This window comes from Roseovarius pacificus, assembly GCF_900142665.1.
GTDB classification, from domain to species: domain Bacteria; phylum Pseudomonadota; class Alphaproteobacteria; order Rhodobacterales; family Rhodobacteraceae; genus Roseovarius; species Roseovarius pacificus.
Genome location: NZ_FRBR01000028.1, coordinates 1 through 24,028, shown reverse-complemented (window position 1 = coordinate 24,028; position 24,028 = coordinate 1). Strand labels below are relative to the sequence as shown.

Genomic DNA, 24,028 nt, shown 5'->3' with positions numbered 1-24,028 from the left:
CAGGCACTTGATGTCTGGAAAACGGCTGCGAACATCGCCTGATCCCACTAACGCGATGCCTTCGCCGATTGCCGACAGGTTAACGTGACAACACCCTTGATCGTGTAAGCGAGAAAGCAGGTCGGCCGGTCATGGTCGATACTGGCAAAGGCTTCCGCCATCGTCTCGACGCAGTTGCCGCCAAGGTTCTCCATCAACGCCGCCAATTCGGAATCGCTATGCCGTTCCAACAGCGCCGTCACGTCGCCCTGATCGCCAAGATCGTCCATCAGGCGCTTGCGCCAGACCGCGCCCCCCATGAACGTGAGCGCTGAATATTGCTGGTTCGGACAGGTATCGATCCAGTTGCGAAGCTTGTCGCCACCGGGTTTGGCAAAGGCCGCGCGTTGCAGCACGCCATGCTTGACCCGGACCACATCCCAGCCAAAGGCATCAAAGATCTTCTCGATTCTTTCGAATAGGCCCTCGCGCACCACCCCATCAAGCGACTGGCGGTTGTAGTCGATGATCCACCAGCAGTTCCGAAGATCGTTCTTCCAGCCTTCCTGCAAGGTTTCATAGACGTTGCCTTCATCCAGTTCCGCGTCGCCGACAAGGGCCACCATCCGCCCCTTTGGGAGAGTCTCACCCCAAGGCTTTGCGGCGATATAGTCCTGCACGAGCGACGCGAAGGAGGTGATCGCCACACCCAGCCCGACTGATCCGGTCGAGAAATCCACATCGTTGGTATCCTTGGTTCGACTGGGGTAACTCTGCGCGCCGCCCAGACCGCGAAATTTTTCAAGCCGGTCGCGCGTCTGGTTACCCATGAGGTACTGAATGGCATGAAACACCGGGCTGGCATGGGGTTTGACCGCGACCCGGTCCTCGGGCCGAAGCGCAGAGAAATAAAGCGCGGTCATGATTGACACCATCGAGGCGCTGCTGGCCTGATGCCCACCGACCTTTATGTCGTCGACCTTGGGGCGTACGTGGTTAGCGTGGTGGATCATCCAGTGCGAGAGCCAAAGGAGCTGCTGTTCGATCGTCTTGAGTTGCGTGATGGGCGCGGTCATGGTGACATCGTCCTTTGCTATAAGCGTGGGTATATTTTGCGGCACCATCTGGTCCCGGCATCAGGCGCCCCGATCAGTTCGCGCCGCCGCTCTCGCCGAGAGCCATGTGATCGAGATGCTCACGCATTCCGAGGGACCTGTCCGAGAAATACTGGAACTCGATCAGAACGCAGCCACCTTCCGACAGGATCGGGCCGTGGGGCGTGCCCGGCGGGCGGATGACGTAGGCCGGTGCGGTGACGCTGGTGCCATCGGCCTTGGAGGTCAGCGTGCCTTCGAGAACGAATACCTCTTCCCAATAGGCATGCACGAACGGCTCGTCTGTTTCACCACCTGGCGCCACGCGCACGCAGCGGGTGCGATAGCCTTGCGCGTTCGCTTCGTCGAAATTACCGCTCAGCGGTTTTTGCGCGATGCCGGTGGTGTCCGGAACAGGTTCCCATCCCTCTGTCATGTCGAGTTCGAACATTTGCGTCTTTCCCTTGTGGTATCGCTCTATTGATCGGCCGCGATCAGGTCGTCCTGAAACGCTGGGTCGGCGATGGCGGTAAGCCTGCGGCGTCGTTCATCAAGCGTCTGGCCCCGTAAATCGGCGATCCCGTGTTCGGTGACGACAATACCGATATCCCCGCGTCCGACCGTGGCCGGACCCGACAGGTGCGGCACGATGCGGCTGAAGAGGGTGCCATCCCGGCGTTGGGCTGTCGCGGTGAGCGCAAGGATAGCCTTGCCGCCCTCCGAGGCCTGCGCGCCACGCGAAAAATCCACTGCCCCGCCAATCGTGCCGAGATACCGCCCCCCCGCCGATTCGGTATTTGCCTGCCCCGACAGGTCCACCTCGAGCGCCGAGTTGATCGCGGTGAAGGCCGGAAGCCGGGCGATCGTGGCGTTGTCGTGCGTGTGGCTGATCCGGCGCATGGCGATGGCCGCGTTGCCATCCGCGAAGGCAAGAAGCTGGGACGTGCCCAGAAGCGTGCCCGCGACCGAGAGGCCCGCATCGATCGGTTTGCGCGAATTGTCGATCGCTCCAGAGGCCATGAGCGCCATGCCGGCATCCGACAGAACACCGCCGTGAAGCCCGAGGTGCTTGCGATCCAGAAGCAGCGCCGCCACGCAATCGGGCGTAGCGCCAAGCCCGAACTGGAGCGTTGCGCCATCGTCGATCAGGCTGGCGACATGAGCGGCGATCCTGCGATTGGCAGGGGAGGGGGGCTGCGCCGTCATTGCGGCGGGGGCGTAGTCCGCCTCCACCACCACGTCGATCTGCAGCGCGTCGATCCGCGCGTCGGTAACAGGGGCCTGCCGGTTCACCTCCGCGATCACGAGGCGCGCGGTAGGGACCAGGGCCGCGACGTAATCGCAGCACGCCCCAAGGCTGTAGCCGCCATCGGGGTGCCGGGCTACCTGCAGCATCAAGACGTCCACCTGGCGCATGAGAACGCTTGCAAGCTGCGAGTAATGCTGCGGCAGGATCTCGAGCTTGCCCGATGCCGCGAGACGCCCGTTCCGGCCCGTCCCGCAGAAGGACCGGAAGCGCACGCAATCGGCATGTTCGGGATCGGCACTATCGGCAAGACTGATGCCGATGAAAGCCCCAAAGCCGCCAATCTGGTGACGTTGCGCCATGAGCTGTCGGGTCAGGCTTAACGGCTCGCCGCAAGCCTGACCCCAGGCCACTACGTCGCCCGGCCGGATCAGATCGGCAAACCTCAGCGTATCTGTGACTTTTGGCTGGTGCATGGAGGCCTCAGGCGCGCTCGAAGATCGCGGCCATGCCCTGACCGCCGCCGATGCACATCGTCTCCAATCCATAGCGAACCTCGCGGCGCTTCATCTCGTGCAGCAGCGTGGTCATGATCCGCACTCCGGTCGCGCCAATGGGATGGCCAAGCGAGATGCCTGATCCGTTGACATTGACTCGATCAGGATCGATGTCACCCCAGCATTTCAGCACAGACAGCACCTGTGTCGCGAACGCTTCGTTCACTTCGATCAGGTCCATCTGATCGAGCGAAAGACTGCTGCGCCGCATCACCCGCTCGGTCGCCGGCACCGGCCCAATGCCCATCTGCGCGGGATCGCACCCGGCGGCAGACCAGCCGACGAGAAAGGCATCCGGCGTGAGGCCAAGCGCCTCCAGTTGATCTTCCGCAACCACTAGGCAGGCGGCAGCGGCATCGTTCTGTTGCGCCGCGTTGCCCGCTGTCACTGTGCCGTCTTTCTGCAGCGCACGAAGCTTGGCGAGCCCCTCGGCGGTCGTTTCGGGCCGGATGCCTTCATCGCGCTCGACCGTAACCGGATCGCCGCGCCGCTGCGGCACCGCGATCGGCACCACCTCTGCCGCCATCCGGCCCTCGTCCCATGCCGCGGCGGCGCGCTGATGGCTGCGCGCGGCGAAGGCGTCGGCGGCCTCGCGGGGAATATCGTACTTGTCGGCGAGCGTTTCGGCCGTTTCGATCATGCCGGAGATGAAGCCGAACCGGTGCTCGGGCTGCGAGCGTTCGCGCCCCCGGTCAAGCCGGTCGTAAAGCGCGGTGTTACCCATCCGCGTACCCCAACGCATGCCAGTGGTATAGAACTCGATGTTGCTCATGCTCTCGACGCCCCCGGCAAGCACGACGTCGCAGGCCCCGCTCTGGACCATCATCGCGGCGGTGGCGATGGATTGCAGCCCACCACCGCAGCGTCGGTCGAGTTGCATCCCCGGCACCTCGATCGGCAGCCCGGCCTCAAGCGCGATCCAGCGGCCAACGCAGGGAGTTTCAGAATTGGCATAGGACTGGGCGAACACCACGTCGTCGATCCGCGCGGGGTCGAGTCCGGTGCGCTCCAGCAGGGCGCGCACAACGGCTGCGCCAAGCTGTTCGACCTGCACATCCCTGAGCGCACCACCAAAGCGGCCGACGGGGGTACGAAGCGGGCTGATAATGGCGGCGCGGCGCATCAGACCGGATCCCACGAGAAGACATCGGCCGACACCTCGAGCGGGTAATAGCTCGCCTTGAGGGCCGGTATTGCCTGCGCGCCGATCTGCGCGGGTGTCCAGCCTTCGGAATTATGGACCGACCGGATCGGGCGTGGCTGGCTGATCAGGAATATCTCGTTGTTCCGAACGGCGAATATCTGTCCCGAGGTATCACAGGCATCCGCCAGCAGGTAGATGGCGAGCGGCGCCACCTTGGCCGGCGTCATCTGCTTGAGTCGCGCGACGCGTTGTTCCTGTTCGGGGGTGTCGACCTTGATCGAGCTGATCATGCGGCTCCATGCAAAGGGCGCGATACAGTTTGACCGCACGCCAAAGCGCTGCATGTCGAGCGCGATGGATTTGGATAGCGCCGTGATGCCCAGCTTCGCCGCCGAGTAATTTCCCTGCGCGAGGTTGCCGATCAACCCCGAGGTCGAGGTCATGTGAACCATGCTTCCCGATCCCTGCGCTTTGAAATGCGGCGCGGCTGCCCGGCTGACGTTGAACGTCCCGTTAAGATGCACCTTAAGAACGCTGTCCCATTCCTCGTCGGTCATCTTGTGAAAGAATGTATCGCGCAGAATGCCCGCGTTGTTCACGATGCAATCGACGCGCCCGAAGGTGTCGATCGCCGTCTCGATGATCCGCTGGGCGGCGTCGGGCTCGGACACGCTGTCGGTGTTGGCCACAGCCTTGCCACCGGCCTCCTCGATCTCCTGTACCACGCTGGCGGCGGGCCCCTCGTCCTGCCCCTCGCCGCGAAGGCTTGCGCCGATGTCGTTAACCACCACATGCGCCCCGTGCGCGCCGGCCATCAGCGCGATATCGCGCCCAATGCCGCCGCCCGCGCCGGTAACGACAACGACCTTGCCGTCGAGCATTTTTTCCTCGTTCATCATGCCTCTCCTTTCAGGACTTGCCGGGCAATCAGAAGCTGCTGGATCTGGCTGGTGCCCTCGTAGATGCGCAACAGGCGCACGTCTCGGTAGAACCGTTCGACGGGGTATTCGCTCATGTAGCCGGCACCGCCATGCACCTGCACTGCGCGGTCGGCGACGCGGCCCACCGCCTCTGTCGCGAAATACTTCGCCGCCGACGCCTCGGTGCGGGCCGCGCCGGTGTCGTCATAGATGCCCGCTGTTTCCTCGACCAACGCCTTGGAAGCGCGATATTCGGTGTAGCTGTCGGCGATCATCGCCTGGATCAGCTGATACTCGGCAATGGGATTGCCGAACTGCCGCCGGTTCTTGGCATACTCCACCATCTCCGAGATCAGCCGGTCGCACATCCCTGTCGCCAGCGCCGCGATATGGATGCGGCCACGGTCGAGCACCCGCATGGCGAGGCGAAAGCCGCGACCGGGCGTTTCGCCGATGATGGCGCTAGAGGGCACGCGCACCTTGTCGAACACCACGTCCGACGTGGTCGTGCCGCGCTGGCCCATCTTGCGATCCTTCTTGCCCACGGTGAGGCCGGGCGCGTCGCTCGGTACAAGGAAGGCCGAGATCGCGTCGGCCCCAGGGGCGTCGAAATCAGTGCGAGCCATAACGGTGAAGAGGCCCGCGCGCTCGGCATTCGTGATGTAGCGCTTGGTGCCGGAAATGAGATAGTCATCGCCGTCGCGCACCGCCTTCGTCGTGAGGTTCGCGGGGTCAGAGCCGGTGTCGGGCTCGGTAAGGGCAAAGGCGCAGATCAATTCGCCACTGGCGAGCCGGGGCAGGTAGGCTTCCTTTTGCGCGTCGGTGCCTTCGAAGATCAACCCGCGCGCGCCGATACCAATGTTCGTGGCCAGAAGCGAACGGAAGGCGAGTGCTGTGTGGCCGAAGATCTGCGCGATCTGGGCTTCCTGCCGGGCGGTCAAGCCGGTGCCGCCGTATTCGGGCGGAATGGTCAAGCCGAAGAGACCCAGCTCGCGCATTTCGGTGACGATCTCTTCGGGAATTTCATCCTCGATCTCGAGCCGGGTTTCGTTCGGCACGAGCCGCTCGGTCACGAAGCGCTGGATCATGTCCCGGAGCTGTTGGAATGTGTCGTCGTCAATGGCCTGACTCATGAATGGTCCTCTGGGTTGTTCCCCTTGGCGCTGTCCCGTGCCGATATCGGCGCGGGCGGTCCAAGGTTGCATGTTCCCTCAACAGCGCGGTCGCCTGTCTCGGTTTCGACGAAAATCTCGTAGCGGCGGGCGTTAGCGTCGGTAAGCCTTCCGCGTGCCCTTATGGTGCTGCCGACGCGGACCGGGCGAATGAACCGGACGTCGATCCTTAGCTCGGGAAAGCTGTCACCGAATGTGGTCTCAAGCGACTCGACGAGCAGGTTGAGGCCCATGGTTCCGTGAATGATCGGCGCGCCAAATGCGGTTTTAGAGGCGAAGTCGGCATCAAGGTGGATCGGGTTGTAGTCGTCTGTCAGCGCTGCGTAGCGCTCGGTCATCTCGGGCGTGGTCTGCAACTGCCCGAGATCCAGGTTGTCGGGCAGAGCGTGGTGGTCGGATCGGTCCGTCATTGCGCTGCCCTCACCTTGCCCAGACGGAGCGGACATCACCGCTCAGGAGCGTGTCGGCGCCCCGAGTCACGGTAAGCGCGAAGGTCACCCAGCCGCGCCCCTTACGTTCCGTCTTGTCCCGGCAGGTTGCTGTCATGGTGACCGTATCGCCCAGCCGCACATGGCCAGAACCGAAGTCGAGGCTCTGACCGGCGTGGATGTTGCCCGGCGGGCGGGGCTGGATCAGGCCGAGATAGGCCTCCATCATGCAGGTAACAAGCATTCCGCGCGGCAAGGGCCGGGACGGGACGACGGGTTCCGATCCGCCGCCATAGATCGCTTCCCACTTGGCAAGCCGGCTGGCGTCGAGGATGATAGACATCTCGCCAAAACTCTGGCCGGGGCGAAAATCGGCGAAGGTCCAGACATCTGTCGCGGCCTTGATTGTCATGATGCCGGCCTCTGGTTGGGGGTGGGATCCGGCCCGGGCGTGGCAGCGCGGCGATCCGCTTGGCGCACGCCCATCGACACGCCAAAGAGCGTCTCGCTGATCCAGTCGGCTGAGTTGCGGATATCAACTGCAAGGCGCTCCAGATCGTCGCGCGGCAGCTGGTTCGCGATATTGATTCCGCTTATGCCGAGGCGGGTCTTTCGACTGGCATCGGTGACGATGGACGCGGCGATCTCAACCCCGACGAAAAGTTTCCCAAGGTCGAACGCATAGCCGTCGACTGCGGCGCGTCGCACATCGGCTAGGTAGTCGTCGAATGTCGGCGAGTCCTGCCACTGCAGCCCTTCGAATTTTTCCTTCAGATCACGTTGCTCGAGCCCCGCAAGCGCGGCGTAGCATCGCCCGACCGCACCCACATAGACGGGCAGGCGCGCGCCAAGCGGCATGTCCACGCGAACGTTGCGACCCGTCGCAATGCGGTCCACGAGCACAACGCGCTCCGTCTCCGTGATCTGCCAGAGACAAATGAGGCTGTTGTGATCCGCCGAAAGCCTTTGAAGCTCCGGTCGGATCAGATCAATCTGATTGACGCCGAGCAGCGGCACGGAAAACTCCAGCATCCCCGCGCCGAGCCGGTAGGTCTTGGCGTCTCCATCGAACTCCACCAACCGCTCTGATGCCAATGTGCGAAGGATGTTGAAGCAGGTGCTGACGCTCATATTCGTGGCCCTTGCCACCGTCGCCACACCCATCGGCTCGCCCGCCTGCGCAAGCACCCGCAAGATCGAAAATGCGTTTGCGACGGCTCCGACGATTTTTGGAGCGGGGACTTGATCGGTGGCTTGATTCATGTATGAATGGCTTTCAGAACTCTGTGAATGATGTTCACTATAAAAAATAACAAATCGAAATTCAACCATTCTGTGACGATAAAAAATCAAGCCAGACGGATACAATGACGTGACAGCCAAAGCAGACGAGCCCCTATCCCAGAGAGCGCCGGAAGCGTCCGGGCTGTCAGGGATTCGCGTGCTCGACCTCGGGCGATACATCGCTGCACCATACTGCGCCGCACTGCTGGCCGATCAGGGGGCAGAGGTTATTCGCATAGAGCCGCCAGAGGGCGCACCGGACCGGGACGTCATGCCGATCGGCATGGAGGGGCGCGGCGCGCTCTACATGCAGGTCAACCGCAACAAGAAGTCGCTTGCGCTGGATATCACGGCGGACGAGGGTCGCAGAGTCTTTGAGCGTCTGGTTGCGCAGTCGGATGTCGTTGTGGTCAACCTGCCGCCCTCCGCGCTACAGCGGGCGCGGCTGGACTACGAAAGCCTCAAGGCGCTGCAAAGCGACATCATCCTCACCACAATCTCTGCACTGGGTTTCGAGGGCGACGCGAAGGACCGCACCGGGTTTGACGGGACGGGCCAGGCGTTGAGTGGTGCGATGCACCTGACCGGGACCGGCGAGCGCCCGATGCGGGCCGCGGTGTCATATGTCGATTTCAGCACGGCAATGGCGGCGGCCTTTGCAACCGTCTCGGCGCTTTACGAACGGACCCGGACAGGGCAGGGGCAGCATGTGCAGGCGTCATTGCTGGGCAGTGCGGTCACGATGACTAACCCCATGCTGATGGAGGAGGCGTCGGGTGCACGGCAACGCGAGGCGCTGGCGAATCGCAGCCCGATTGCAGGGCCATCCGACCTGTTCGAGCTGCGCGACGGTTGGATCATGGTGCAGGTCATCGGTAACGGGATGTTTGCCCGCTGGGCGCGTTTGATCGGACGCGAGGAACTGATCGATGACCCCCGCTTTGCTTCTGACCTTGGCCGGGGCGAGAACGGTGCGGTGCTGAGTGAGATCATGGCCGACTGGTGCGCCGGGCGCACGATGGAAGAGTGCCTGGCACAACTGGAGACCGCGCGCATCCCCAGTTGCCCCGCTCTGACACCCGCCGCTGCGTTGCGCGCACCGGAAATCAAAGATGGCGGTTTATTTCGCAACGATCCGGCGCCCTGCGGCATCGGCGGCGCTGATATTGATCTGCCGGTCGTAACCGGGGCGATCCGCACCGCCGCAGCCATGGCCAACGCAGGGCAGCCAGCGCCCGAACTGGGGGCAGATTCATACGAATTACTAACGCGATTTGGGTTCGGACCGGAGGAGATTCACAAACTCACGTTACCACAGACGGCTAGGGACTGAGTCGCAAAATTGGGCGGCTCAGACCGCTCGCCAATAGGAGGAGAACGGAAATGTCTGGATTGAGAACGTTAAAAATGGCGACCTTGGGGGTCGCGATGGGCATGATGGGGTCTATCGCAGGCGCGCAGGAGACCATCAAGCTCGGCCTGTCTGTGCCGCTGTCGGGCGGCGGGGCCGTCTGGGGCAGAGGCTCTGTTTTCATGTGCGAGCGCGCGGTCAAGGAGATCAACGAAGCCGGCGGCGTAACCGTCGATGGCCAAGCTTATAATTTCGAATGCGTCGCCTATGACAACAAGTACAACGCAGCCGACGGTACCAAGGTGGCGCAAACCCTGCTGAACCGCGAGGGCATTAAGTTCATCGGCGGCAGCCTCGGCACGGCACCGGTCAAGGCGATGCAGTCGCTGACCGAACGGCAAGGCGTTCTGCTCTTCACCACGGCCTGGGGCTTTACCGTCAAGGGTCCAAAATTTCCCCTGACCTTCACGCAAATGAACACACCGTTCGAAATTCTACCGAACCTTATTCCCTTCATTGCCGAACAGCATCCTGACGCCAAGACGTTGGCGATGCTCAACCCCAACGACGCCTCGGGCCAGGATACTGAGGAAGTCGCGCGGAAAGTCTGGCAAGACACCGGGATCGAACTTCTGAGCAGCGATTTCTATGAGCGCGGCACGACCGAGTTCCAGCCCATCGCCGCGCGCCTCGCGGCGCTGAATCCGGACATCATTGACTTGGGTGGTTCGCCCCCGGCAGATGCGGGTGCGGTTTTCCGCGAACTGGCCGCGATCGGCTGGGATGGCGTGAAAGTCGTCGAGGTCGGCACCGGTGCGGATGGCATCAAGGCCACCGGCGGTGACGCGGTCGAAGGCGTCTACATGGGGGCCGCCGTGTCCTTTGTCGGCGACGAGGTCACCGATCACCAGAAGGAGGTCAACGAAGAGGCCCGTGCCGAGATCGGCGAGTCGCTCAACGCGATCCATATCGGGTTCTACGATTCGATCTACGCGCTCAAGGCCGCGATGGAAGCCGCCGACAGCATCGAGCCCAAGGAAGTCGCCGCCGTGATGCCGGGCGTGACCTTCCGCACCTTCTATGGCAGCGAGATCGGCTTTTACGGTGAGGAAACCTACGGCACCGTTCAGCAGATGCGCCTGCCGGTGATCATCACACAGATTCAGGACGGCGAACTTGTCGAACTGGGTCGTGTCGACCCGGACGGCAAATAACCTTCGCTGGATCTGAACTGAAAAGGTGCTCCGGTCATGCAAACCGTGATACAACTCACACTGACGAGTCTGCAGATAGGTGCGGTCTACATCCTGTTCTCCCTCGGTCTGACGCTAATCTTCGGCGTCATGCGGATCGTGAACTTCGCCCACGGCCATCTATTTGCCGTGTCGGCGCTGCTCGTGGCGGTGATGTTGTCGTGGCTGGCGGGCATGGGAATACCGATCCTGCCTGCCTATCTGCTCGCGGTGCTGGCCGGGGTGACCGCCTCGGCGGCGCTCGGGTTCATCATCTACGTGTTCGGGTTCAAGTATTTCCAGCGCGACATGGTGGGCTCGTTTATCCTGTCCATCGGGTTGGTTCTTCTGCTCGATGGCATCTTCCTGGAGATTTTCGGGGGGGGCGTGCGCGCCGTGCCCGAGATCCTGCCAGGCAGCGTCGAAATCCTCGGCGCGTCGGTGACCCAGCAGCGGCTCTTTCTCTGCGGGATGGCGGTGGTGATCACTGCGGCCCTCTACTGGGCGCTGACCTACACGAAGCTGGGCAAGGCGCTGCGCGCCGTATCCATCGATCATGAGGCGGCGATGTTGCAGGGCGTGCCCTACAGTCGTTTGGCACTGGCGGGTTTCATGATTGCAGCCGTTCTTGCTGCGCTCGCGGGTGCGCTGATCGCGCCCATTTCAATCGTCACACCGGTCATCGGCGCCGACTACCTGATCAAGGGGTTCATTGCCGTCATCATCGGCGGGCTGGGCAGTATACCGGGGGCCATCCTCGGAGCGCTCTTTGTTGCGGTGATCGAAACGGTGGGATCCTTTTACCTTGACCCGACATCGGCGACGATCACGATCTTCGTTCTGGTGATAGTTGTCCTGCAGGTGCGTCCGAAGGGGCTGATGGGACATGGCTGATACTCTTAGACTTCCTTACTGCGCGGCCGGCATCGCCGCGGCGATCGGCGCCTCGCTCCTGGTGAGTGACCCCTATGTGGCGAGCGTGGTCAACCTCGTGTCCATCGCCGCGCTGATCGCGGTCAGCCTGCGGTTCGTGATGCTGATCGGAGAGCTGAACTTCGCCACCGCGGCGTTCGTCGGCATCGGGGCTTACACGACCGGATCGGTCCTCACCATTTGGGACTGGCCGTTTGGCATTGCGATGATTTCGGGCGGCATCGCCGCTGCGGCGGTCAGCGTAGTGTTCGGCTATGTGACCTTGCGCACGAAGGGGCCCTATTTCCTTCTGATCGGCTTTGCCTTCACGGAAGCGGTACGCATCATCTATTCCAAGAGCATGGGGTTGGGCGGAAATTCCGGCATGGTCGGGATCTTCCCGCCGATCGCCTTCGATCCGTGGATGCCGACGTTCGTGATGTCCATCGCGGCGCTGCTCATCTTCGTACTTTACGTCATCGAGAAATCCGACTTCGGCAAGATCTTCACCGCCATTCGAGACAACGAGGACGTGGCACGTACGGTTGGCCTGAATATCCTTTTCGTCAAGGTCGCCTGCTTTGCCATTGCGTCCTTTGCCGCGGGCGTCGCGGGCAGCCTGCACGCGGTGGTCAACAACGTCATCAGCCCCGGCGATTTCAGTTTCCTTCTGGCGGCTTTCGCGCTCGCCTATGTCAAGGTCGGCGGAGAGGACAACATCGTCGGCCCGATCGTTGGGGCCATCCTACTCGTCGTACTGGGCAGCTACGCGCTCGGTCTCGGCGGGCACGAACACATCTTCTATGGCGCGGCCATCGTGCTGGCCGTCCTGTTGATGCCAGAGGGCGTCACCGGACTGCTTCACAAGGGACGAGATTTTGTCATGGCAAGGGGGAAGCGGAATGCAGACTGAGAGCCAGAACAGCACCGAGCCGCTCTTGAAGACCTCGGGGCTGACCCGGCGGTTCGGGGGCCTAATCGCCGTAAACGACGTTGATTTCGAGATCCGGCCTAGAGAGATTCTCGGCCTGATCGGCCCTAATGGCGCGGGCAAAAGCACGACGTTTAACCTGATCAGCGGCTTTTACAAACCGTCCTCGGGATCGCTGAAGATCTTAGGGAGCGATTGCACCGGCAGATCGTCGATGGTGATCAGCCGCATGGGCCTTGTGCGCACCTTCCAGCACGGCAGCCTGATGCCAAGCATGACGGTACACGAAAATATCCTGCTGGGAACGCTGCACGGCATCAGAGGTCACGCCGCCCGGCGCAAGCGGGCCGAGGAGACCGCCGAAATGCTTGGGCTTACCTCCTATCTGGCGGAATCTGCGGGCACGCTTCCGCACGGGATCCAGCGACTTGTCTCCATCGGCATCGCGTTTGCAGCGCGGCCCCGGTTGCTTTGTCTCGACGAGCCGCTGACTGGCCTCAACCAGACCGAAGTAACCGATACATTGTCGATGCTGGAGCGTATTCGCGACGATTTCGGCTGTTCCGTGCTGCTGGTCGAACACAACATGAAGGCGGTGATGCAGGTGTGCGACCGCATCGTCGTGCTGCATCACGGCGAGGTTCTGGCAACCGGCACGCCGACCGAGATCCGCAGCGATCAAAACGTCATCAACGCATATCTGGGGCATCGCCATGGCAACTGAAGCTCCTCCTCTCCAGGTCTCGAACCTGTCGGTGCGCTACGGTGTCGTGCCGGCGCTCAACGACGTGTCCATCCAACTGCGCGAGGGCCGGATTCTGACGATCATCGGCGCCAATGGGGCGGGCAAGTCGACCCTGATCAAGACGATTTGCGGCCTCGTCAAGCCGGTCGCGGGCGAGGTGCGTCTTTTTGGCGAGAATGTCGTCGGGCAGTCCCCGGATCTGCTGGTGGCCAAGGGGCTGTCGGTCGTGCCCGAAGGGCGACGCCTGTTTGGTGAGATGACCTTGCTCGAAAACCTGGAGATGGGCGCATTCTCGCGAACCGATCAGAAGGCTGTGAAGCGCAATCGCGAGCATGTGCTCGACCTCTTTCCCGAACTGCGCGACCGACTTTCAACTCAGGCAGCGAAATTCAGCGGCGGACAGCAGCAGATGATCGCCGTCGCGCGCGCATTGATGAGCGATCCGCGGGTTCTTCTGCTCGATGAACCGACCATCGGTCTTGCCCCAGCGATCGTCGATCGCATCGCGGAAATCGTGACTACCATCGCCCAAAGCGGTGTCGATGTGTTGCTGGTCGAGCAGAACGCCGAGGTCGCGCTCGAGGTTGCCGATTACGGATACATACTAGAAGGCGGAGCCATCGTCATGGGAGACGAGGCGGACACGCTGGCGCAGAGCGCGGAGGTGCAGCGCGCCTATCTGGGGATTTGATCATGGGACTGGACAGCAACAACATCTGGCAACCGACCGAGACCTATATCGAAGAGGCGCAGGTCACCGCACTCGCCCGGCGGCTGGGTGTCGCGGATTTCGATGCGCTTTATGACTTCTCGCTGAAACACCCCGAACGCTATTGGCGCGAGGTGGTCAATTTCTGCGACGTACGGTTCAGCCGCGAATACGACACTTATTGCGACCGTTCGCGTGGCGCGCCATTCCCCTCGTGGTTCGTCGGCGGAGAGATGAACTGGACTGATATGATCCTTGAGCGTGACGAGGGCCGCGACAGGATCGCCATCGTCGCCGAAAGCGAGGACGGCACGTCGCGCAGCGTTACCTACGCGGAACTAGCCAACGAGGTCCGCCGCTTTGCCGCCGGTCTGAAGGCGCGGGGCATCGCGCGTGGAGATCGCGTGGGCCTGCTTATGGAGAACGGGGTCGAGGCGTCCGTATCGCTGTTGGCCATCGCCTATATAGGTGCAATCGTCGTGCCGCTCTTCAGCGGGTTCGGGAGTGATGCGGTGGTGTCACGGCTTGCCCCCTGCGGTGCGCGGACTCTGATCACCACGACCGGCTTTTACCGGCGCGGGCGCTTCATAGCAACGGCCGACATGCTGGCCAAAGTGCGCCGCGACCTCCCCGAGTTGCAACATGTCATCGTCAAGGGATCGGAGGCGGCACCTGCGCCGGACGATGTCACCGATTGGCGCGATATTCCGCAGGACGCGGAGCCGGACAGCCGGTCGGCCCTGATGTCGCCGGACGATCCTTTCATGGTGATCTTCACCTCCGGCACAACGGGCAAACCCAAGGGCGCTGTGCATGTGCATGGCGGTTTTCCAGTCAAGATCGCGCATGATTCCGCTGTGCATTTCGACGTGGAGCCGGGCGATGTGTTCTGCTGGCCTGCCGACATGGGCTGGATCGCAGGGGCCTTGATTCTGGGTGCGGCGCTGCTGCGCGGGGCGACCCTCGTTTGCTATGACGGCGCTCCCGACTACCCAGACTGGTCGCGCATGGGGCGGCTGGTCGAGCGCTACAAGGCCACGCATTTCGGATCGGCCCCGACGCTTATCCGGGGCCTTGCCGCGCACGGCGCCACAGCGACCGCGCCGGATCTTTCGTCGATCAAGGTGCTCATCACCGCGGGCGAAGCGATCGCGCCAGAGCATTTCGTCTGGTTCGAGCGGCATTTCGGGCGCGGAGAATGCCCGTTGATCAACTATACCGGCGGCACCGAGGTCTCGGGCGCGCTGCTGGCGAGCGTCGTAACCAAACCCATCTTGCCGGGGGGGTTCAACGTCCGGTCGCCCGGGGTGGCGGTAGATGTGATTGATCCCGATGGGCAGTCGCTGACCGGGTCGGTCGGCGAGCTTGCGATCCGTGCGCCCTTTATCGGCATGACGGCGAGCTTCTGGGAGGACGAGGCGCGTTATCTCGAAAGCTACTGGCAGACCATTCCGGGGCTTTGGGTGCATGGCGATCTGGCGCTGCACACGGATGATGACCATTACTTTATGCTTGGGCGCTCGGACGACACGATCAAGGTCGCAGGCAAACGGGTCGGGCCGGGAGAGGTCGAGGAAATACTCGTCGAGATCGACGGGGTAATCGAGGCTGCGGTCATTGGCGCCACGGATGCCGACAAGGGGCAGACCATCGTGGTGTTCCTCACATGCGAGGAGGCGCCCGACGATATCCGGCAAGTGGCCCGGGCGCGTGTCAAGGACCGCCTCGGCGCGCCGTTCGCGCCAAGTGCCGTCTACATCGTGCCGCAGCTTCCCAAGACACGCAGTTCCAAGATCATGCGGCGCGTCATCCGAAGCGTTCATTCCGGCAACCCGCCAGGTGATCTTTCATCCCTCGTCAACCCCGAAGCTATCGACGAGATCGCGCGCATCATGAAGGCTGAATAGGAGAACAACATGGATCTTGGACTTCGCGGAAAGAAGGTTCTCATCACCGGGGCATCGCAGGGGATTGGCGAAGGGCTGGCCGAGGTCTTTGCCGAGGAAGGCTGCGATCTGCACCTCGTGGCGCGGTCCGTGGACAAGCTGAGGGCTCTGGCCGAAAGGCTGGGCTCCGAACATGGCGTCGCCGTCGTGTGTCAGGAGCGAGACATCGCGACGCAAGGGGCAGCCAAGGCCATCGCGGACGCGGCCGATGAGGTGGATGTGCTCGTGAACAATGCCGGTGCCATTCCCGGTGGCGATCTATGGCAGGTAGACGAAGACGCATGGCGCGACGGCTGGAAGGTCAAGGTCTTCGGCTATATCGACCTTTGCCGCGCGATCTATCCCCGGATGAAAGAGGCCGGCGGCGGCGTCATTCTGAACAATATCGGAAACGGTGGAGAGAATTTCGACTTTCGCTATATCGCGGGGTCGACCGGCAATGCTGCGTTGATGGGATTCAGCCGCGCGCTTGGCGGCCGGAGCCTTGGTGACGGTATCCGCGTCGTGGGCGTCAACCCCGGGCCGGTCGCGACGGATCGTATCGTCAACATCATGAAGAAGCGCGCGGTCGAGCAGTGGGGCGACCAGAGCCGCTACACCGAATTGATGGAGGCCTATCCACTGGGCCGTCCCGCCTCCGTGCGCGAGGTCGCGGATCTCTTCGCATTCCTGGCTTCGCCGCGCTCAGGTTACACATCCGGAACCATCATCACCATCGACGGCGGACTGACCTCACGCCGCTCAATCTGATTTCCTGGAGGAGTCACCCCATGTCCGACGCCTATTCGTCCTTTCCCTCGATACTGGTGGATCGCCCTGCCGACGGGGTGCTGCGCCTGACCCTGAACCGGCCCGACAGGCTCAATGCGTTAGATGCCGACGGGCACCGGGAACTGGCCGATATCTGGCGCGTGGTGGACCGTGATCCCGACACGTGCGCGGTGATCCTTCGGGGCAAAGGCAAAGCGTTCTCGGCGGGGGGCGATTTCGATGTCGTCGAAAAGCTGGCGCAGAGCTTCGAGGAGCGTGCCAACATGTGGCGCGAAGCGCGCGACCTGGTTTACAATATCATCAACTGTTCCAAGCCCATCGTGTCGGCGATCAACGGTTCCGCCGTGGGCGCGGGATTAGCTGCGGCACTGGTCTCTGATATCCCCATCGCTACCAAGACCGCAAAGCTGGTGGATGGCCATGTGCGCCTCGGCGTGGCGGCGGGCGATCACGCGGCGATCATCTGGCCGCTTCTTTGCGGCATGGCGAAGGCCAAGTATCACGTCCTGCTGAACGAGCCCGTGACCGGCGAAATGGCCGAGCGGCTCGGCATCGTGGCCCTCGCGGTCGAGGATGGCGAGCTCGACGACAAGGCGCTCGAGGTCGCCATGCGGTTGGCCAATGGCGCCCCCTCGGCCATCCAGTGGACGAAATACGCGCTCAACAACTGGTTGCGGCAGGCGGGGCCGACCTTCGATACTTCCCTTGCGCTAGAAATGCTGGGTTTTTCCGGGCCCGACCTCAAGGAAGGGTTGAAGTCATTCGAGGAAAAGCGCCCGCCGGACTTCCCGAAAAAAGCGCCGTTCTGATCTGATGGTGGACAAGACCGCATATCCCCGGCTATTCGAGCCCCTGACCCTTGGTCACGTCACGCTGCGCAATCGCATTGCCATGATGCCGCACGCGGTGATGTTCGGCGGGGGCTACGGCTCGGCAATCGACCGCACGGCGGCCTACCATGTCGAGCGTGCCAAGGGCGGTGCCGCACTGATCATCATGTCCAATTTCCTGATGCCCAATTCGTGGAAAACGATGGGCAGTTGGGGTGGCGCGCTTGAGACGACACCGTTTGGTGGGCTCGACCTTGCTAACGATACCAGCCTGCAGCCCGAATACGCCCGCATGATTGCCGAGATTACCTGGCATGGCGCGCATTTTGTGGCGCAGCTCAACGCCAGCGGTCGGCAGCTTCGCTCGCCCGGCACGACGCAGTTCGGCCTGCCGCTTTTCGCGCCCTCCCCCCTGGCCTGCCCGCGCACGGGCGAGATCCCCAAGGAGATGGACCAAGGCGATATCGAGGAATACATCGTCACGATGGTCCATGCCGCCCTCAATATGCAGGCGGCGGGCGCAGCTGGCGTCGAGCTTTTCGCGGCCCAAGGCTATCTGCTGCACGAATTTCTCTCGCCGGTCACCAACAAGCGCGCGGATGCCTACGGTGGGTCGCTGGATAACAGGATGCGGTTCCTGATGGACACGCTGACGGCAGTGCGGGCCGCGGCGGGGGAAAATTTCCTGATCGGTGTGCGCATGAACGCGGTCGACGAGGTGCCCGGCGGGCTGACGATCGACGACGCGACCGAGATCGCCCGGCGATTGCGCGTCGGCGGGGCGAGCTATGTCAACGTGAGCGGGCTCACCTCGTTGCACTATCCGGGCTGGATTTCCGACATCACCGCGCCTACCGCGCAGTTTGCCCCCTACGCGGGGCAGATCCGCGAAGCGGCAGGCGGTATGCCGGTCTGCGTCTCGTCGCGGATTGCCACGCCCGAGGACGCTGAGGCGGTACTGGTCGAGGGGCAGGCGGACATGATCGGCATGGCGCGTGCGCTGATATCGGATCCCGAGTGGCCCCTGAAAGCGCAGCGCGGCGATCGTGCTGGTATCCGCCTCTGCACCTACTCCAACCAGACTTGCATCGTCGGGCTTGATCGCGGCCGGGGCGTGGGCTGTATCCACAACACCGCCGTCGGGCGCGAGTCCCAGCTAGGCATGGGCAAGATGCGAAACGCTGCACGGTACCGCAAGGTCGCGGTCATCGGCGGCGGCCCTGCGGGCATGGCCGCCGCGCGCATTGCCGCCGAGCGCGGCCATGACGTGACGCTATTCGAGGCGACCGACGCACTGGGCGGTCAGAACCTGATGACCGCAGAGACAGGCTCGCGTCGGGGCTATAGCGAGATCCACCGCTGGCAGGCCGAGATGCTGGACCGGGCTGGCGTGACCATCCGGTTGGGCACCCGGGCCGAGGCGGGTGCGATTGCCGATGAGGGCTATGCCGTTGCCGTCGTCGCGACCGGGTCCGAGCCGCGCGTCGATGGCTACACGTCACTGCGGCCCGGGGCTGACGGGATACAAGGCGCATATCACGAGCGCGTCGCCACTGTCTGGGACGCGTTCCAGAACCCCGAGCGATTTTCGGGTGATGTGATCGTGGTCGAGGACGACCCACACCTGTCGGGCACCGCGGCGGCGGAAAAGCTCGCCTCGCGAGGCTGCGGAGTAACGATCATCACGCCGCACATGCACGCCGGGGCCGACCTTCCCGTGCACCACGCGCCGCAGCTTTACCGCAAGCTGGCGCGCATGGGCGTTGCCGTGCGACCAGCCATGTTCGTCACGCGGATCCTTCCGGATGCGGTGCTCTGCGAGGATCGCTTTGGCGGGGCGAAGACGCGGCTCGATCACGATGGTGCCATCGTTCTGGCGATGGGAAACGTCGCGCGCAACGGGCTGGCGGATCCGCTTCGGGCGCTGGGACTTGAGGTGCATGTCGTCGGCGACGCGCTCGCGCCGCGACAGGTGGATCACGCCATCGTCGATGGAGAGCGCGCAGGGTGGATGATTGGATCAGGAGGGAACTATGCCGAGGCTTGAGGGAAAAACCGCGTTCATCACCGGCGCGGCGGGCGGGATTGGCCGCGCGATCTGCCGCCGCTATATCGAAGACGGCGCGCGGATCGTCGCCGCCGACATTGATGCGGACGCACTGGAGGACTGTCTCAAGGAGGCGGGCGCGGGCGAGAACGGGCACGCCCATGTCTGCGACATCACCGATCCCGAGAGCGTCAAGGCCGCGATGGCCGCAACGGTCAACCGGTTCGGCGCACTCCATATCCTGTGCAATGTCGCAGGCGGGTCGAGTCCCGCCGACGGGCGCGTGACCGAAGCCCCGGACGAGGAATTCTGGCGGGTCATTAAGCTCGACCTCTACGGCACCTTCCTGTGCTGCAAATACGCGATCCCCGAGATCGCGCGCGCGGGCGGCGGTTCGGTTGTCAACATGTCGTCGATGGCCGCCCTGATGGCCTTGACAGAACGCGATTGCTACACGGCGGCCAAGGGCGGCGTGGCGTCGATGACCCGGTCGATGGCGGTGGAATACGCGCCCGACAAGATCCGCGTGAATGCCATCGCGCCCGGCCTCGTGATGACGCCCCGCGCAGAGCGGATCATGAAGGAGCGCGAGGAAATCCGTCTTTTAGCCGACATTCACCTGCTCGGTCCGTGCCAGCCGATAGATATCGCTGAGATGGCCGTTTACCTCGGGTCCGACGAGGCGCGTGTCGTCACCGGGCAGGTCATGTCTGTCGACAGCGGCGTGACCATCCACGGAGGCGCACAATGAGCGCGCAACGTGTCGCCATGATCGGCGTCGGCGTGATGGGCGCGCCGATGGCGATGAACCTCCACGAGGCTGGTCTCGATCTGACCGTGTGCGACCGAAGCGAGGCGGCGCGCGCGCCCTTCGTGGCGCTGGGATTGCGCTGCACCGACCGGCCTGCTGATTGCGCCTCCTGTGACGTCGTGATCGTGATGACCGCGACGCCGGATCAGGCGCGCGAGGTTATCTTCGGCGTGGGCGGTGTCATCGAGGGGCTGACAAACGCCAAGCCCCTCATCGCGATCATGGGCACCGTCTCGCCCGAAACGATGCGCGAGTTTGGCCGTGATCTGGAGCCATACGGTGTCAGGATCATGGATGCGCCCGTAAGCGGCGGCGTGGTCAAGGCGCGGGCGGGCACTCTCGCGATCATCATGGGCGGCACGATTAACGATTGCGAGATCTTGCGCCCCGTCGCGGAGGCAGTCGGCGATGAGATCTTTCATTGCGGCGCACTGGGAACAGGGCAGGCCACCAAGATCGTCAACAACCTCGTGGGCATATCGATGCTAATGGTCGCCGCCGAAGCCTACCGCATCGGGATCGAGAACGGCCTGTCGCTGCCCGATGCCATCCCGGTATTCGAGGCTGGGACCGGCCGTAACTTCCTGACTGCAACGCCCTATGCGGCATCCGAAGCCTATGCCGCGTGGGCAGGAACGCGGGGGGAATTCGACGCACTGCAATCCATCATCTCTAAGGATATAAACCTCGCCCTGTCCATCGGAGACGGGGCAGGCCCCCTGCCGATGACCAATGCGCTCCGCACCGTGCTGGCGGGGGTCGGCGACGAGACATTCGAGACCTGGAGCGTGATCGCAAATTCCGCACCAGAGGTCGAGGCCGAAGATCATGGCTGAGACGGATCCCCACGACTGGATTGGGCGCGAGTTTATGTCCGAGGACATGATGACCGAACGGCTGGTCGACAGTTTTCGCGCCACGATGGACCCCTATCTTGCCCCAATCAAGGCGGGCGAGGCGCCGCTTGGCAGCCACTGGTGTCTCTTTCCCACGCGCGAACCGATGGCGGGGCTCGGGGCGGATGGGCACCCGGCACAATACCCCTATCTTCCGCCGCCGCCACTGCCGCGCCGGATGTGGGGCGGTGGGCAGTTGGACCTGATCGCGCCGTTGCAGGTTGGCGACCGGGTTACGCGCAAAACCGTGATCTCGGACGTGAAGCAAAAGACCGGGCGCTCGGGCGACTTGTGGATCGTGACGCTGGAGCATGACTACAAAACCAAGCGCGGCACGGCGATCCACGAACGGCAGGACGTCGTCTATCGCGACCCGGTCTCGGCCAAGCCGCAGCCCGCGGCCAAGCCCGGCCTTGGCGCGGAGCGACCCGATCTGCCTGTGCTGTGGGAGATTGCAACCAGCCCCGCGCTGCTTTTCCGCTACTCCGCGATCATCTTCGTATCGCACCGCATCCATTACGACCTGCCCTATGCGACCAAGGTCGAGGGCTATGATGGACTTGTCGTTCACGGGCCGTTGCAGGCCACGCTGCTGCTCAATGCCGTGGCGAAGCGTTGCGGCCGCGCGCACGGCCGGATCAGCTATCGGGGCGTCTCCCCGGCGATCTGCGGCGATACCCTGTCGGTCTGCGTCGACCCTTCAGGCGAGGGAGATTTTCACACCCGAAGCGCGCGCGGCATCCACATGACCGGCAGCACCGAAGGCTGACGCGGAGCAGGCACCATAGATGACAGACCCATTCAACTATCTCTTCGTGCCTGGCCACCGGCCCGAGCGGTTTGCCAAGGCCGTCGCGTCGGGGGCGCACCGCGTGATCCTTGACCTCGAGGATGCCGTCGGGGCCGAGTCCAAGGACATGGCGCGCGACCACGTGGCCGCCTGGTTTGACGAAGGCGGCCAGAGCATCGTGCGGATCAACGCCGAAGGCACGCCGTGGTGGCGAGACGATATCGCCCTGCAGGCGCGTCAGCAAAAGGCGGAGGTCATGGTGCCGAAGGCCGAGCCGGATGCGCTCGCCCGGATCGCGGCAGCGCTGCCGGGGAGGGCGCTCATAGCCATCGTCGAGACGGCAGAGGGGCTCTCCCGGCTGCGTGCAACCGTTCGACTTCCCGAGGTGGCGCGCATTGCCTGCGGCAATATCGATTTCGGCGCGGATACACGCATCCCCGGCACCGGCCCGGTACTCGATCCTGCACGGTTCGAGATTGTCCTCGCCTCGCGGCTGAGCGACCTGCCCGCACCGATCGACGGAGTCACGGTCTCGCTTGATGACGCCGAAGAAATCGCGGCGGATGTCGCGCGCGCGCCAGATGGGCTTCGCCGCCAAGCTCTGCATCCACCCTCGGCAGGTTCCTTTCGTCAATGCGGGTTTCGCTCCCACCGGGGCCGAAATCGAGTGGGCGCGCCGCGTGGTTGCAGCGCTCGACGCGGCGGAGGGCGGCGTGGTCGAAGTGCAGGGCAAGATGGTGGACCGCTCGATGCTGTTGCGCGCGCGCCAGATCCTGGCGTTGCACGAGATCTGACCGGGCGCCGTGCCGAGTGGCACCGAAATTGAACATCAAATGAGGAAATCAGCCATGTCGGACATCGAGAAACACCAGGATATCCGCGATGCAGTCACGAAATTATGCGAAGGGTTCACCGGCGCCTACTGGCGCAAGCTGGATCAGGAGCGCGCCTACCCGACCGAGTTCGTGACCGCGCTGACCGAGCAGGGGTATCTCTCGGCGCTCATCCCCGAGGAATACGGCGGCATCGGCCTGACCCTGTCGGCGGGTTCCGCGATCCTCGAAGAGATCCACCGCGCGGGCTGCAACGCGGCGGCCTGCCATGCGCAGATGTACACGATGGGCACGCTGCTGCGGCACGGCAACGATGAACAGAAACAGCAATATCTGCCCGGTATCGCCGATGGATCGCTGCGGCTTCAGGCCTTCGGCGTGACCGAACCGGGCAGCGGCACCAACACGTCGGCGATCAAGACGACAGCGCGCCGGGACGGTGACCGCTATATCGTCAACGGCCAGAAAATCTGGACCAGCCGCGCGGAATATTCCGACCTGATGATCCTGCTGGCCCGAACGACGCCGGTTGATGAGTGCAGGAAAAAGACTGACGGGCTGTCGGTCTTCATCCTCGACATGACTGCGGCAAAGGGCAATGGCCTGCGCATTTCCCCCATCCGCACGATGATGAACCACGCGACCTGCGAGGTGTTCTTCGACAATGTGGAAATTCCCGCCGAGAATCTGATCGGGGAAGAGGGGCGCGGCTTTGGCTACATCATGTCGGGCATGAATGCCGAGCGGATCCTGATCGCGTCGGAATGCATCGGTGATGCCAAATGGCTGATCGACAAGGCCTCGACCTACGCCTCCGACCGCGAGGTCTTCGGGCGGCCCATCGGCCAGAACCAGGGGGTCTCCTTTCCCATCGCGCAGGCCTATGCGCGGATGCGCAGCGCCGAACTGATGGTGCACGAGGCGGTGCGCCTCTACGAGCAGGGCCAAAACCCCGGCGCCGAGGCGAACATGGCCAAGATGCTGGCGGCAGAGGCTAGTTGGGAGGCTGCGGAGGCTGCGGTGCAGACCCATGGCGGCTTCGGCTTTGCCGAGGAATACGACATCGAGCGCAAGTTCCGCGAAACCCGCCTCTACCAGGTCGCGCCGATCTCGACCAACCTGATCCTGTCCTACCTGGCCGAGCACGTGCTGAAGATGCCGCGAAGTTACTGACGAAGGTCAAGTTGGACGGGACTGTTGAGTTAATCTGACCTGATTGAACTAGTCACCCGGAATCGAAGTTCGGTTCATTGTCTTGAGGCAGAAGCGTTTGACGGAGGTTAGGATTTCGTCGGCTGATTTGACCCATCTGTAGGGTTTTGGATTATCGTTATGCGCATCGATGAAGGCCATGATGTCAGCCTCCAATTCAGCGACGGATCTGTGCACACCACGCTGGA

At 63.1% G+C, this 24,028-nt stretch carries 23 protein-coding genes and 3 pseudogenes; 16 read left to right on the top strand and 10 right to left on the bottom strand.

The window, feature by feature from the left end; all coding sequences use genetic code 11:
- Window positions 1–92: 92 nt before the first annotated feature.
- The 9 genes and pseudogenes from BUB53_RS21560 to BUB53_RS21520 all read right to left on the bottom strand — a co-directional run.
- A pseudogene (locus BUB53_RS21560) lies at window positions 93–1,055 on the bottom strand (1-deoxy-D-xylulose-5-phosphate synthase N-terminal domain-containing protein); the annotation flags it as partial.
- A gap of 73 nt (window positions 1,056–1,128) precedes the next feature.
- Complete coding sequence (locus BUB53_RS21555; RefSeq protein WP_073038063.1) at window positions 1,129–1,524, bottom strand: cupin domain-containing protein; 396 nt, start codon at window positions 1,522–1,524, stop codon at window positions 1,129–1,131.
- Between the two features lie 26 nt (window positions 1,525–1,550).
- Window positions 1,551–2,795 carry an acetyl-CoA hydrolase/transferase family protein gene (locus tag BUB53_RS21550; protein WP_073038061.1) on the bottom strand — a complete coding sequence of 415 codons (1,245 nt, stop codon included), beginning with the start codon at window positions 2,793–2,795 and terminating at the stop codon, window positions 1,551–1,553.
- Window positions 2,796–2,802: 7 nt separating this feature from the next.
- A complete protein-coding gene (locus tag BUB53_RS21545; protein WP_073038059.1) occupies window positions 2,803–3,999 on the bottom strand; it encodes an acetyl-CoA C-acetyltransferase in 1,197 nt (398 codons plus the stop codon).
- Window positions 3,999–4,916: an SDR family NAD(P)-dependent oxidoreductase gene (locus tag BUB53_RS21540; protein WP_073038069.1), complete on the bottom strand. Its 918-nt coding sequence runs from the start codon at window positions 4,914–4,916 to the stop codon at window positions 3,999–4,001. Before BUB53_RS21540 ends, BUB53_RS21545 begins: the two co-directional genes overlap by 1 nt.
- Window positions 4,916–6,073: an acyl-CoA dehydrogenase family protein gene (locus BUB53_RS21535; RefSeq protein ID WP_073038057.1), complete on the bottom strand. Its 1,158-nt coding sequence runs from the start codon at window positions 6,071–6,073 to the stop codon at window positions 4,916–4,918. Before BUB53_RS21535 ends, BUB53_RS21540 begins: the two co-directional genes overlap by 1 nt.
- Window positions 6,070–6,522 (bottom strand): MaoC family dehydratase, encoded by a 453-nt coding sequence (locus BUB53_RS21530; protein ID WP_073038055.1) that lies wholly within the window; start codon window positions 6,520–6,522, stop codon window positions 6,070–6,072. The genes BUB53_RS21535 and BUB53_RS21530 overlap by 4 nt, the downstream gene beginning before the upstream one ends.
- Window positions 6,523–6,532: 10 nt before the next feature.
- Window positions 6,533–6,952 carry a MaoC family dehydratase gene (locus BUB53_RS21525; protein WP_073038053.1) on the bottom strand — a complete coding sequence of 140 codons (420 nt, stop codon included), beginning with the start codon at window positions 6,950–6,952 and terminating at the stop codon, window positions 6,533–6,535.
- Complete coding sequence (locus tag BUB53_RS21520) at window positions 6,949–7,803, bottom strand: IclR family transcriptional regulator (protein WP_073038051.1); 855 nt, start codon at window positions 7,801–7,803, stop codon at window positions 6,949–6,951. The genes BUB53_RS21525 and BUB53_RS21520 overlap by 4 nt, the downstream gene beginning before the upstream one ends.
- A gap of 109 nt (window positions 7,804–7,912) precedes the next feature.
- Here BUB53_RS21520 and BUB53_RS21515 point away from each other — a divergent pair, with 109 nt between their 5' ends.
- The 16 genes and pseudogenes from BUB53_RS21515 (at window position 7,913) to BUB53_RS21445 (ending at window position 23,801) form a co-directional block, all read left to right on the top strand.
- Window positions 7,913–9,157: a CaiB/BaiF CoA transferase family protein gene (locus BUB53_RS21515; protein WP_159437893.1), complete on the top strand. Its 1,245-nt coding sequence runs from the start codon at window positions 7,913–7,915 to the stop codon at window positions 9,155–9,157.
- 50 nt (window positions 9,158–9,207) lie between these two features.
- Complete coding sequence (locus tag BUB53_RS21510) at window positions 9,208–10,389, top strand: ABC transporter substrate-binding protein (RefSeq protein ID WP_073038049.1); 1,182 nt, start codon at window positions 9,208–9,210, stop codon at window positions 10,387–10,389.
- Between the two features lie 36 nt (window positions 10,390–10,425).
- On the top strand, window positions 10,426–11,301 hold the full coding sequence (locus BUB53_RS21505) for a branched-chain amino acid ABC transporter permease (RefSeq protein WP_073038047.1): 876 nt from the start codon (window positions 10,426–10,428) through the stop codon (window positions 11,299–11,301).
- Window positions 11,294–12,232: a branched-chain amino acid ABC transporter permease gene (locus tag BUB53_RS21500; RefSeq protein WP_073038045.1), complete on the top strand. Its 939-nt coding sequence runs from the start codon at window positions 11,294–11,296 to the stop codon at window positions 12,230–12,232. Before BUB53_RS21505 ends, BUB53_RS21500 begins: the two co-directional genes overlap by 8 nt.
- On the top strand, window positions 12,222–12,974 hold the full coding sequence (locus BUB53_RS21495; protein WP_073038044.1) for an ABC transporter ATP-binding protein: 753 nt from the start codon (window positions 12,222–12,224) through the stop codon (window positions 12,972–12,974). The genes BUB53_RS21500 and BUB53_RS21495 overlap by 11 nt, the downstream gene beginning before the upstream one ends.
- Window positions 12,964–13,686: an ABC transporter ATP-binding protein gene (locus BUB53_RS21490; RefSeq protein WP_073038042.1), complete on the top strand. Its 723-nt coding sequence runs from the start codon at window positions 12,964–12,966 to the stop codon at window positions 13,684–13,686. Before BUB53_RS21495 ends, BUB53_RS21490 begins: the two co-directional genes overlap by 11 nt.
- A gap of 2 nt (window positions 13,687–13,688) precedes the next feature.
- Window positions 13,689–15,611 carry an AMP-binding protein gene (locus BUB53_RS21485; RefSeq protein ID WP_143163309.1) on the top strand — a complete coding sequence of 641 codons (1,923 nt, stop codon included), beginning with the start codon at window positions 13,689–13,691 and terminating at the stop codon, window positions 15,609–15,611.
- Window positions 15,612–15,620: 9 nt separating this feature from the next.
- Window positions 15,621–16,400 carry an SDR family oxidoreductase gene (locus BUB53_RS21480; protein ID WP_073038041.1) on the top strand — a complete coding sequence of 260 codons (780 nt, stop codon included), beginning with the start codon at window positions 15,621–15,623 and terminating at the stop codon, window positions 16,398–16,400.
- A gap of 20 nt (window positions 16,401–16,420) precedes the next feature.
- Window positions 16,421–17,230: an enoyl-CoA hydratase/isomerase family protein gene (locus BUB53_RS21475; RefSeq protein ID WP_073038039.1), complete on the top strand. Its 810-nt coding sequence runs from the start codon at window positions 16,421–16,423 to the stop codon at window positions 17,228–17,230.
- Window positions 17,231–17,237: 7 nt separating this feature from the next.
- Complete coding sequence (locus BUB53_RS21470) at window positions 17,238–19,298, top strand: FAD-dependent oxidoreductase (protein WP_159437892.1); 2,061 nt, start codon at window positions 17,238–17,240, stop codon at window positions 19,296–19,298.
- On the top strand, window positions 19,285–20,049 hold the full coding sequence (locus BUB53_RS21465) for an SDR family NAD(P)-dependent oxidoreductase (protein ID WP_073038035.1): 765 nt from the start codon (window positions 19,285–19,287) through the stop codon (window positions 20,047–20,049). Before BUB53_RS21470 ends, BUB53_RS21465 begins: the two co-directional genes overlap by 14 nt.
- A pseudogene (locus tag BUB53_RS23460) lies at window positions 20,037–20,525 on the top strand (NAD(P)-dependent oxidoreductase); the annotation flags it as partial. The gene BUB53_RS21465 and the pseudogene BUB53_RS23460, both read left to right, overlap by 13 nt.
- Entirely contained in the window at window positions 20,523–20,945 is a 423-nt protein-coding gene (locus BUB53_RS23455; protein ID WP_327213571.1) for an NAD-binding protein, read from the top strand. The pseudogene BUB53_RS23460 and the gene BUB53_RS23455, both read left to right, overlap by 3 nt.
- Window positions 20,938–21,774: an HTD2 family dehydratase gene (locus BUB53_RS21455; protein ID WP_073038030.1), complete on the top strand. Its 837-nt coding sequence runs from the start codon at window positions 20,938–20,940 to the stop codon at window positions 21,772–21,774. The genes BUB53_RS23455 and BUB53_RS21455 overlap by 8 nt, the downstream gene beginning before the upstream one ends.
- A gap of 19 nt (window positions 21,775–21,793) precedes the next feature.
- Entirely contained in the window at window positions 21,794–22,621 is an 828-nt protein-coding gene (locus BUB53_RS21450; protein WP_229709624.1) for an HpcH/HpaI aldolase/citrate lyase family protein, read from the top strand.
- 22 nt (window positions 22,622–22,643) lie between these two features.
- Window positions 22,644–23,801: an acyl-CoA dehydrogenase family protein gene (locus BUB53_RS21445; protein WP_073038027.1), complete on the top strand. Its 1,158-nt coding sequence runs from the start codon at window positions 22,644–22,646 to the stop codon at window positions 23,799–23,801.
- A 48-nt stretch (window positions 23,802–23,849) separates the two neighbouring features.
- Here the strand turns inward: BUB53_RS21445 and BUB53_RS23315 are convergent.
- Window positions 23,850–24,028, bottom strand: a pseudogene (locus BUB53_RS23315) (IS630 family transposase); the annotation flags it as partial.

What these genes read in the sequence shown, in the direction of transcription:
- BUB53_RS21555 (WP_073038063.1), bottom strand. Translation starts at nt 1,524, where the DNA reads ATGTTCGAACTCGACATGACAGAGGGATGGGAACCTGTTCCGGACACC.
- BUB53_RS21550 (WP_073038061.1), bottom strand. Translation starts at nt 2,795, where the DNA reads ATGCACCAGCCAAAAGTCACAGATACGCTGAGGTTTGCCGATCTGATC.
- BUB53_RS21545 (WP_073038059.1), bottom strand. Translation starts at nt 3,999, where the DNA reads ATGCGCCGCGCCGCCATTATCAGCCCGCTTCGTACCCCCGTCGGCCGC.
- BUB53_RS21540 (WP_073038069.1), bottom strand. Translation starts at nt 4,916, where the DNA reads ATGAACGAGGAAAAAATGCTCGACGGCAAGGTCGTTGTCGTTACCGGC.
- BUB53_RS21535 (WP_073038057.1), bottom strand. Translation starts at nt 6,073, where the DNA reads ATGAGTCAGGCCATTGACGACGACACATTCCAACAGCTCCGGGACATG.
- BUB53_RS21530 (WP_073038055.1), bottom strand. Translation starts at nt 6,522, where the DNA reads ATGACGGACCGATCCGACCACCACGCTCTGCCCGACAACCTGGATCTC.
- BUB53_RS21525 (WP_073038053.1), bottom strand. Translation starts at nt 6,952, where the DNA reads ATGACAATCAAGGCCGCGACAGATGTCTGGACCTTCGCCGATTTTCGC.
- BUB53_RS21520 (WP_073038051.1), bottom strand. Translation starts at nt 7,803, where the DNA reads ATGAATCAAGCCACCGATCAAGTCCCCGCTCCAAAAATCGTCGGAGCC.
- BUB53_RS21510 (WP_073038049.1), top strand. Translation starts at nt 9,208, where the DNA reads ATGTCTGGATTGAGAACGTTAAAAATGGCGACCTTGGGGGTCGCGATG.
- BUB53_RS21505 (WP_073038047.1), top strand. Translation starts at nt 10,426, where the DNA reads ATGCAAACCGTGATACAACTCACACTGACGAGTCTGCAGATAGGTGCG.
- BUB53_RS21500 (WP_073038045.1), top strand. Translation starts at nt 11,294, where the DNA reads ATGGCTGATACTCTTAGACTTCCTTACTGCGCGGCCGGCATCGCCGCG.
- BUB53_RS21495 (WP_073038044.1), top strand. Translation starts at nt 12,222, where the DNA reads ATGCAGACTGAGAGCCAGAACAGCACCGAGCCGCTCTTGAAGACCTCG.
- BUB53_RS21490 (WP_073038042.1), top strand. Translation starts at nt 12,964, where the DNA reads ATGGCAACTGAAGCTCCTCCTCTCCAGGTCTCGAACCTGTCGGTGCGC.
- BUB53_RS21485 (WP_143163309.1), top strand. Translation starts at nt 13,689, where the DNA reads ATGGGACTGGACAGCAACAACATCTGGCAACCGACCGAGACCTATATC.
- BUB53_RS21480 (WP_073038041.1), top strand. Translation starts at nt 15,621, where the DNA reads ATGGATCTTGGACTTCGCGGAAAGAAGGTTCTCATCACCGGGGCATCG.
- BUB53_RS21475 (WP_073038039.1), top strand. Translation starts at nt 16,421, where the DNA reads ATGTCCGACGCCTATTCGTCCTTTCCCTCGATACTGGTGGATCGCCCT.
- BUB53_RS21465 (WP_073038035.1), top strand. Translation starts at nt 19,285, where the DNA reads ATGCCGAGGCTTGAGGGAAAAACCGCGTTCATCACCGGCGCGGCGGGC.
- BUB53_RS21455 (WP_073038030.1), top strand. Translation starts at nt 20,938, where the DNA reads ATGGCTGAGACGGATCCCCACGACTGGATTGGGCGCGAGTTTATGTCC.
- BUB53_RS21450 (WP_229709624.1), top strand. Translation starts at nt 21,794, where the DNA reads ATGACAGACCCATTCAACTATCTCTTCGTGCCTGGCCACCGGCCCGAG.
- BUB53_RS21445 (WP_073038027.1), top strand. Translation starts at nt 22,644, where the DNA reads ATGTCGGACATCGAGAAACACCAGGATATCCGCGATGCAGTCACGAAA.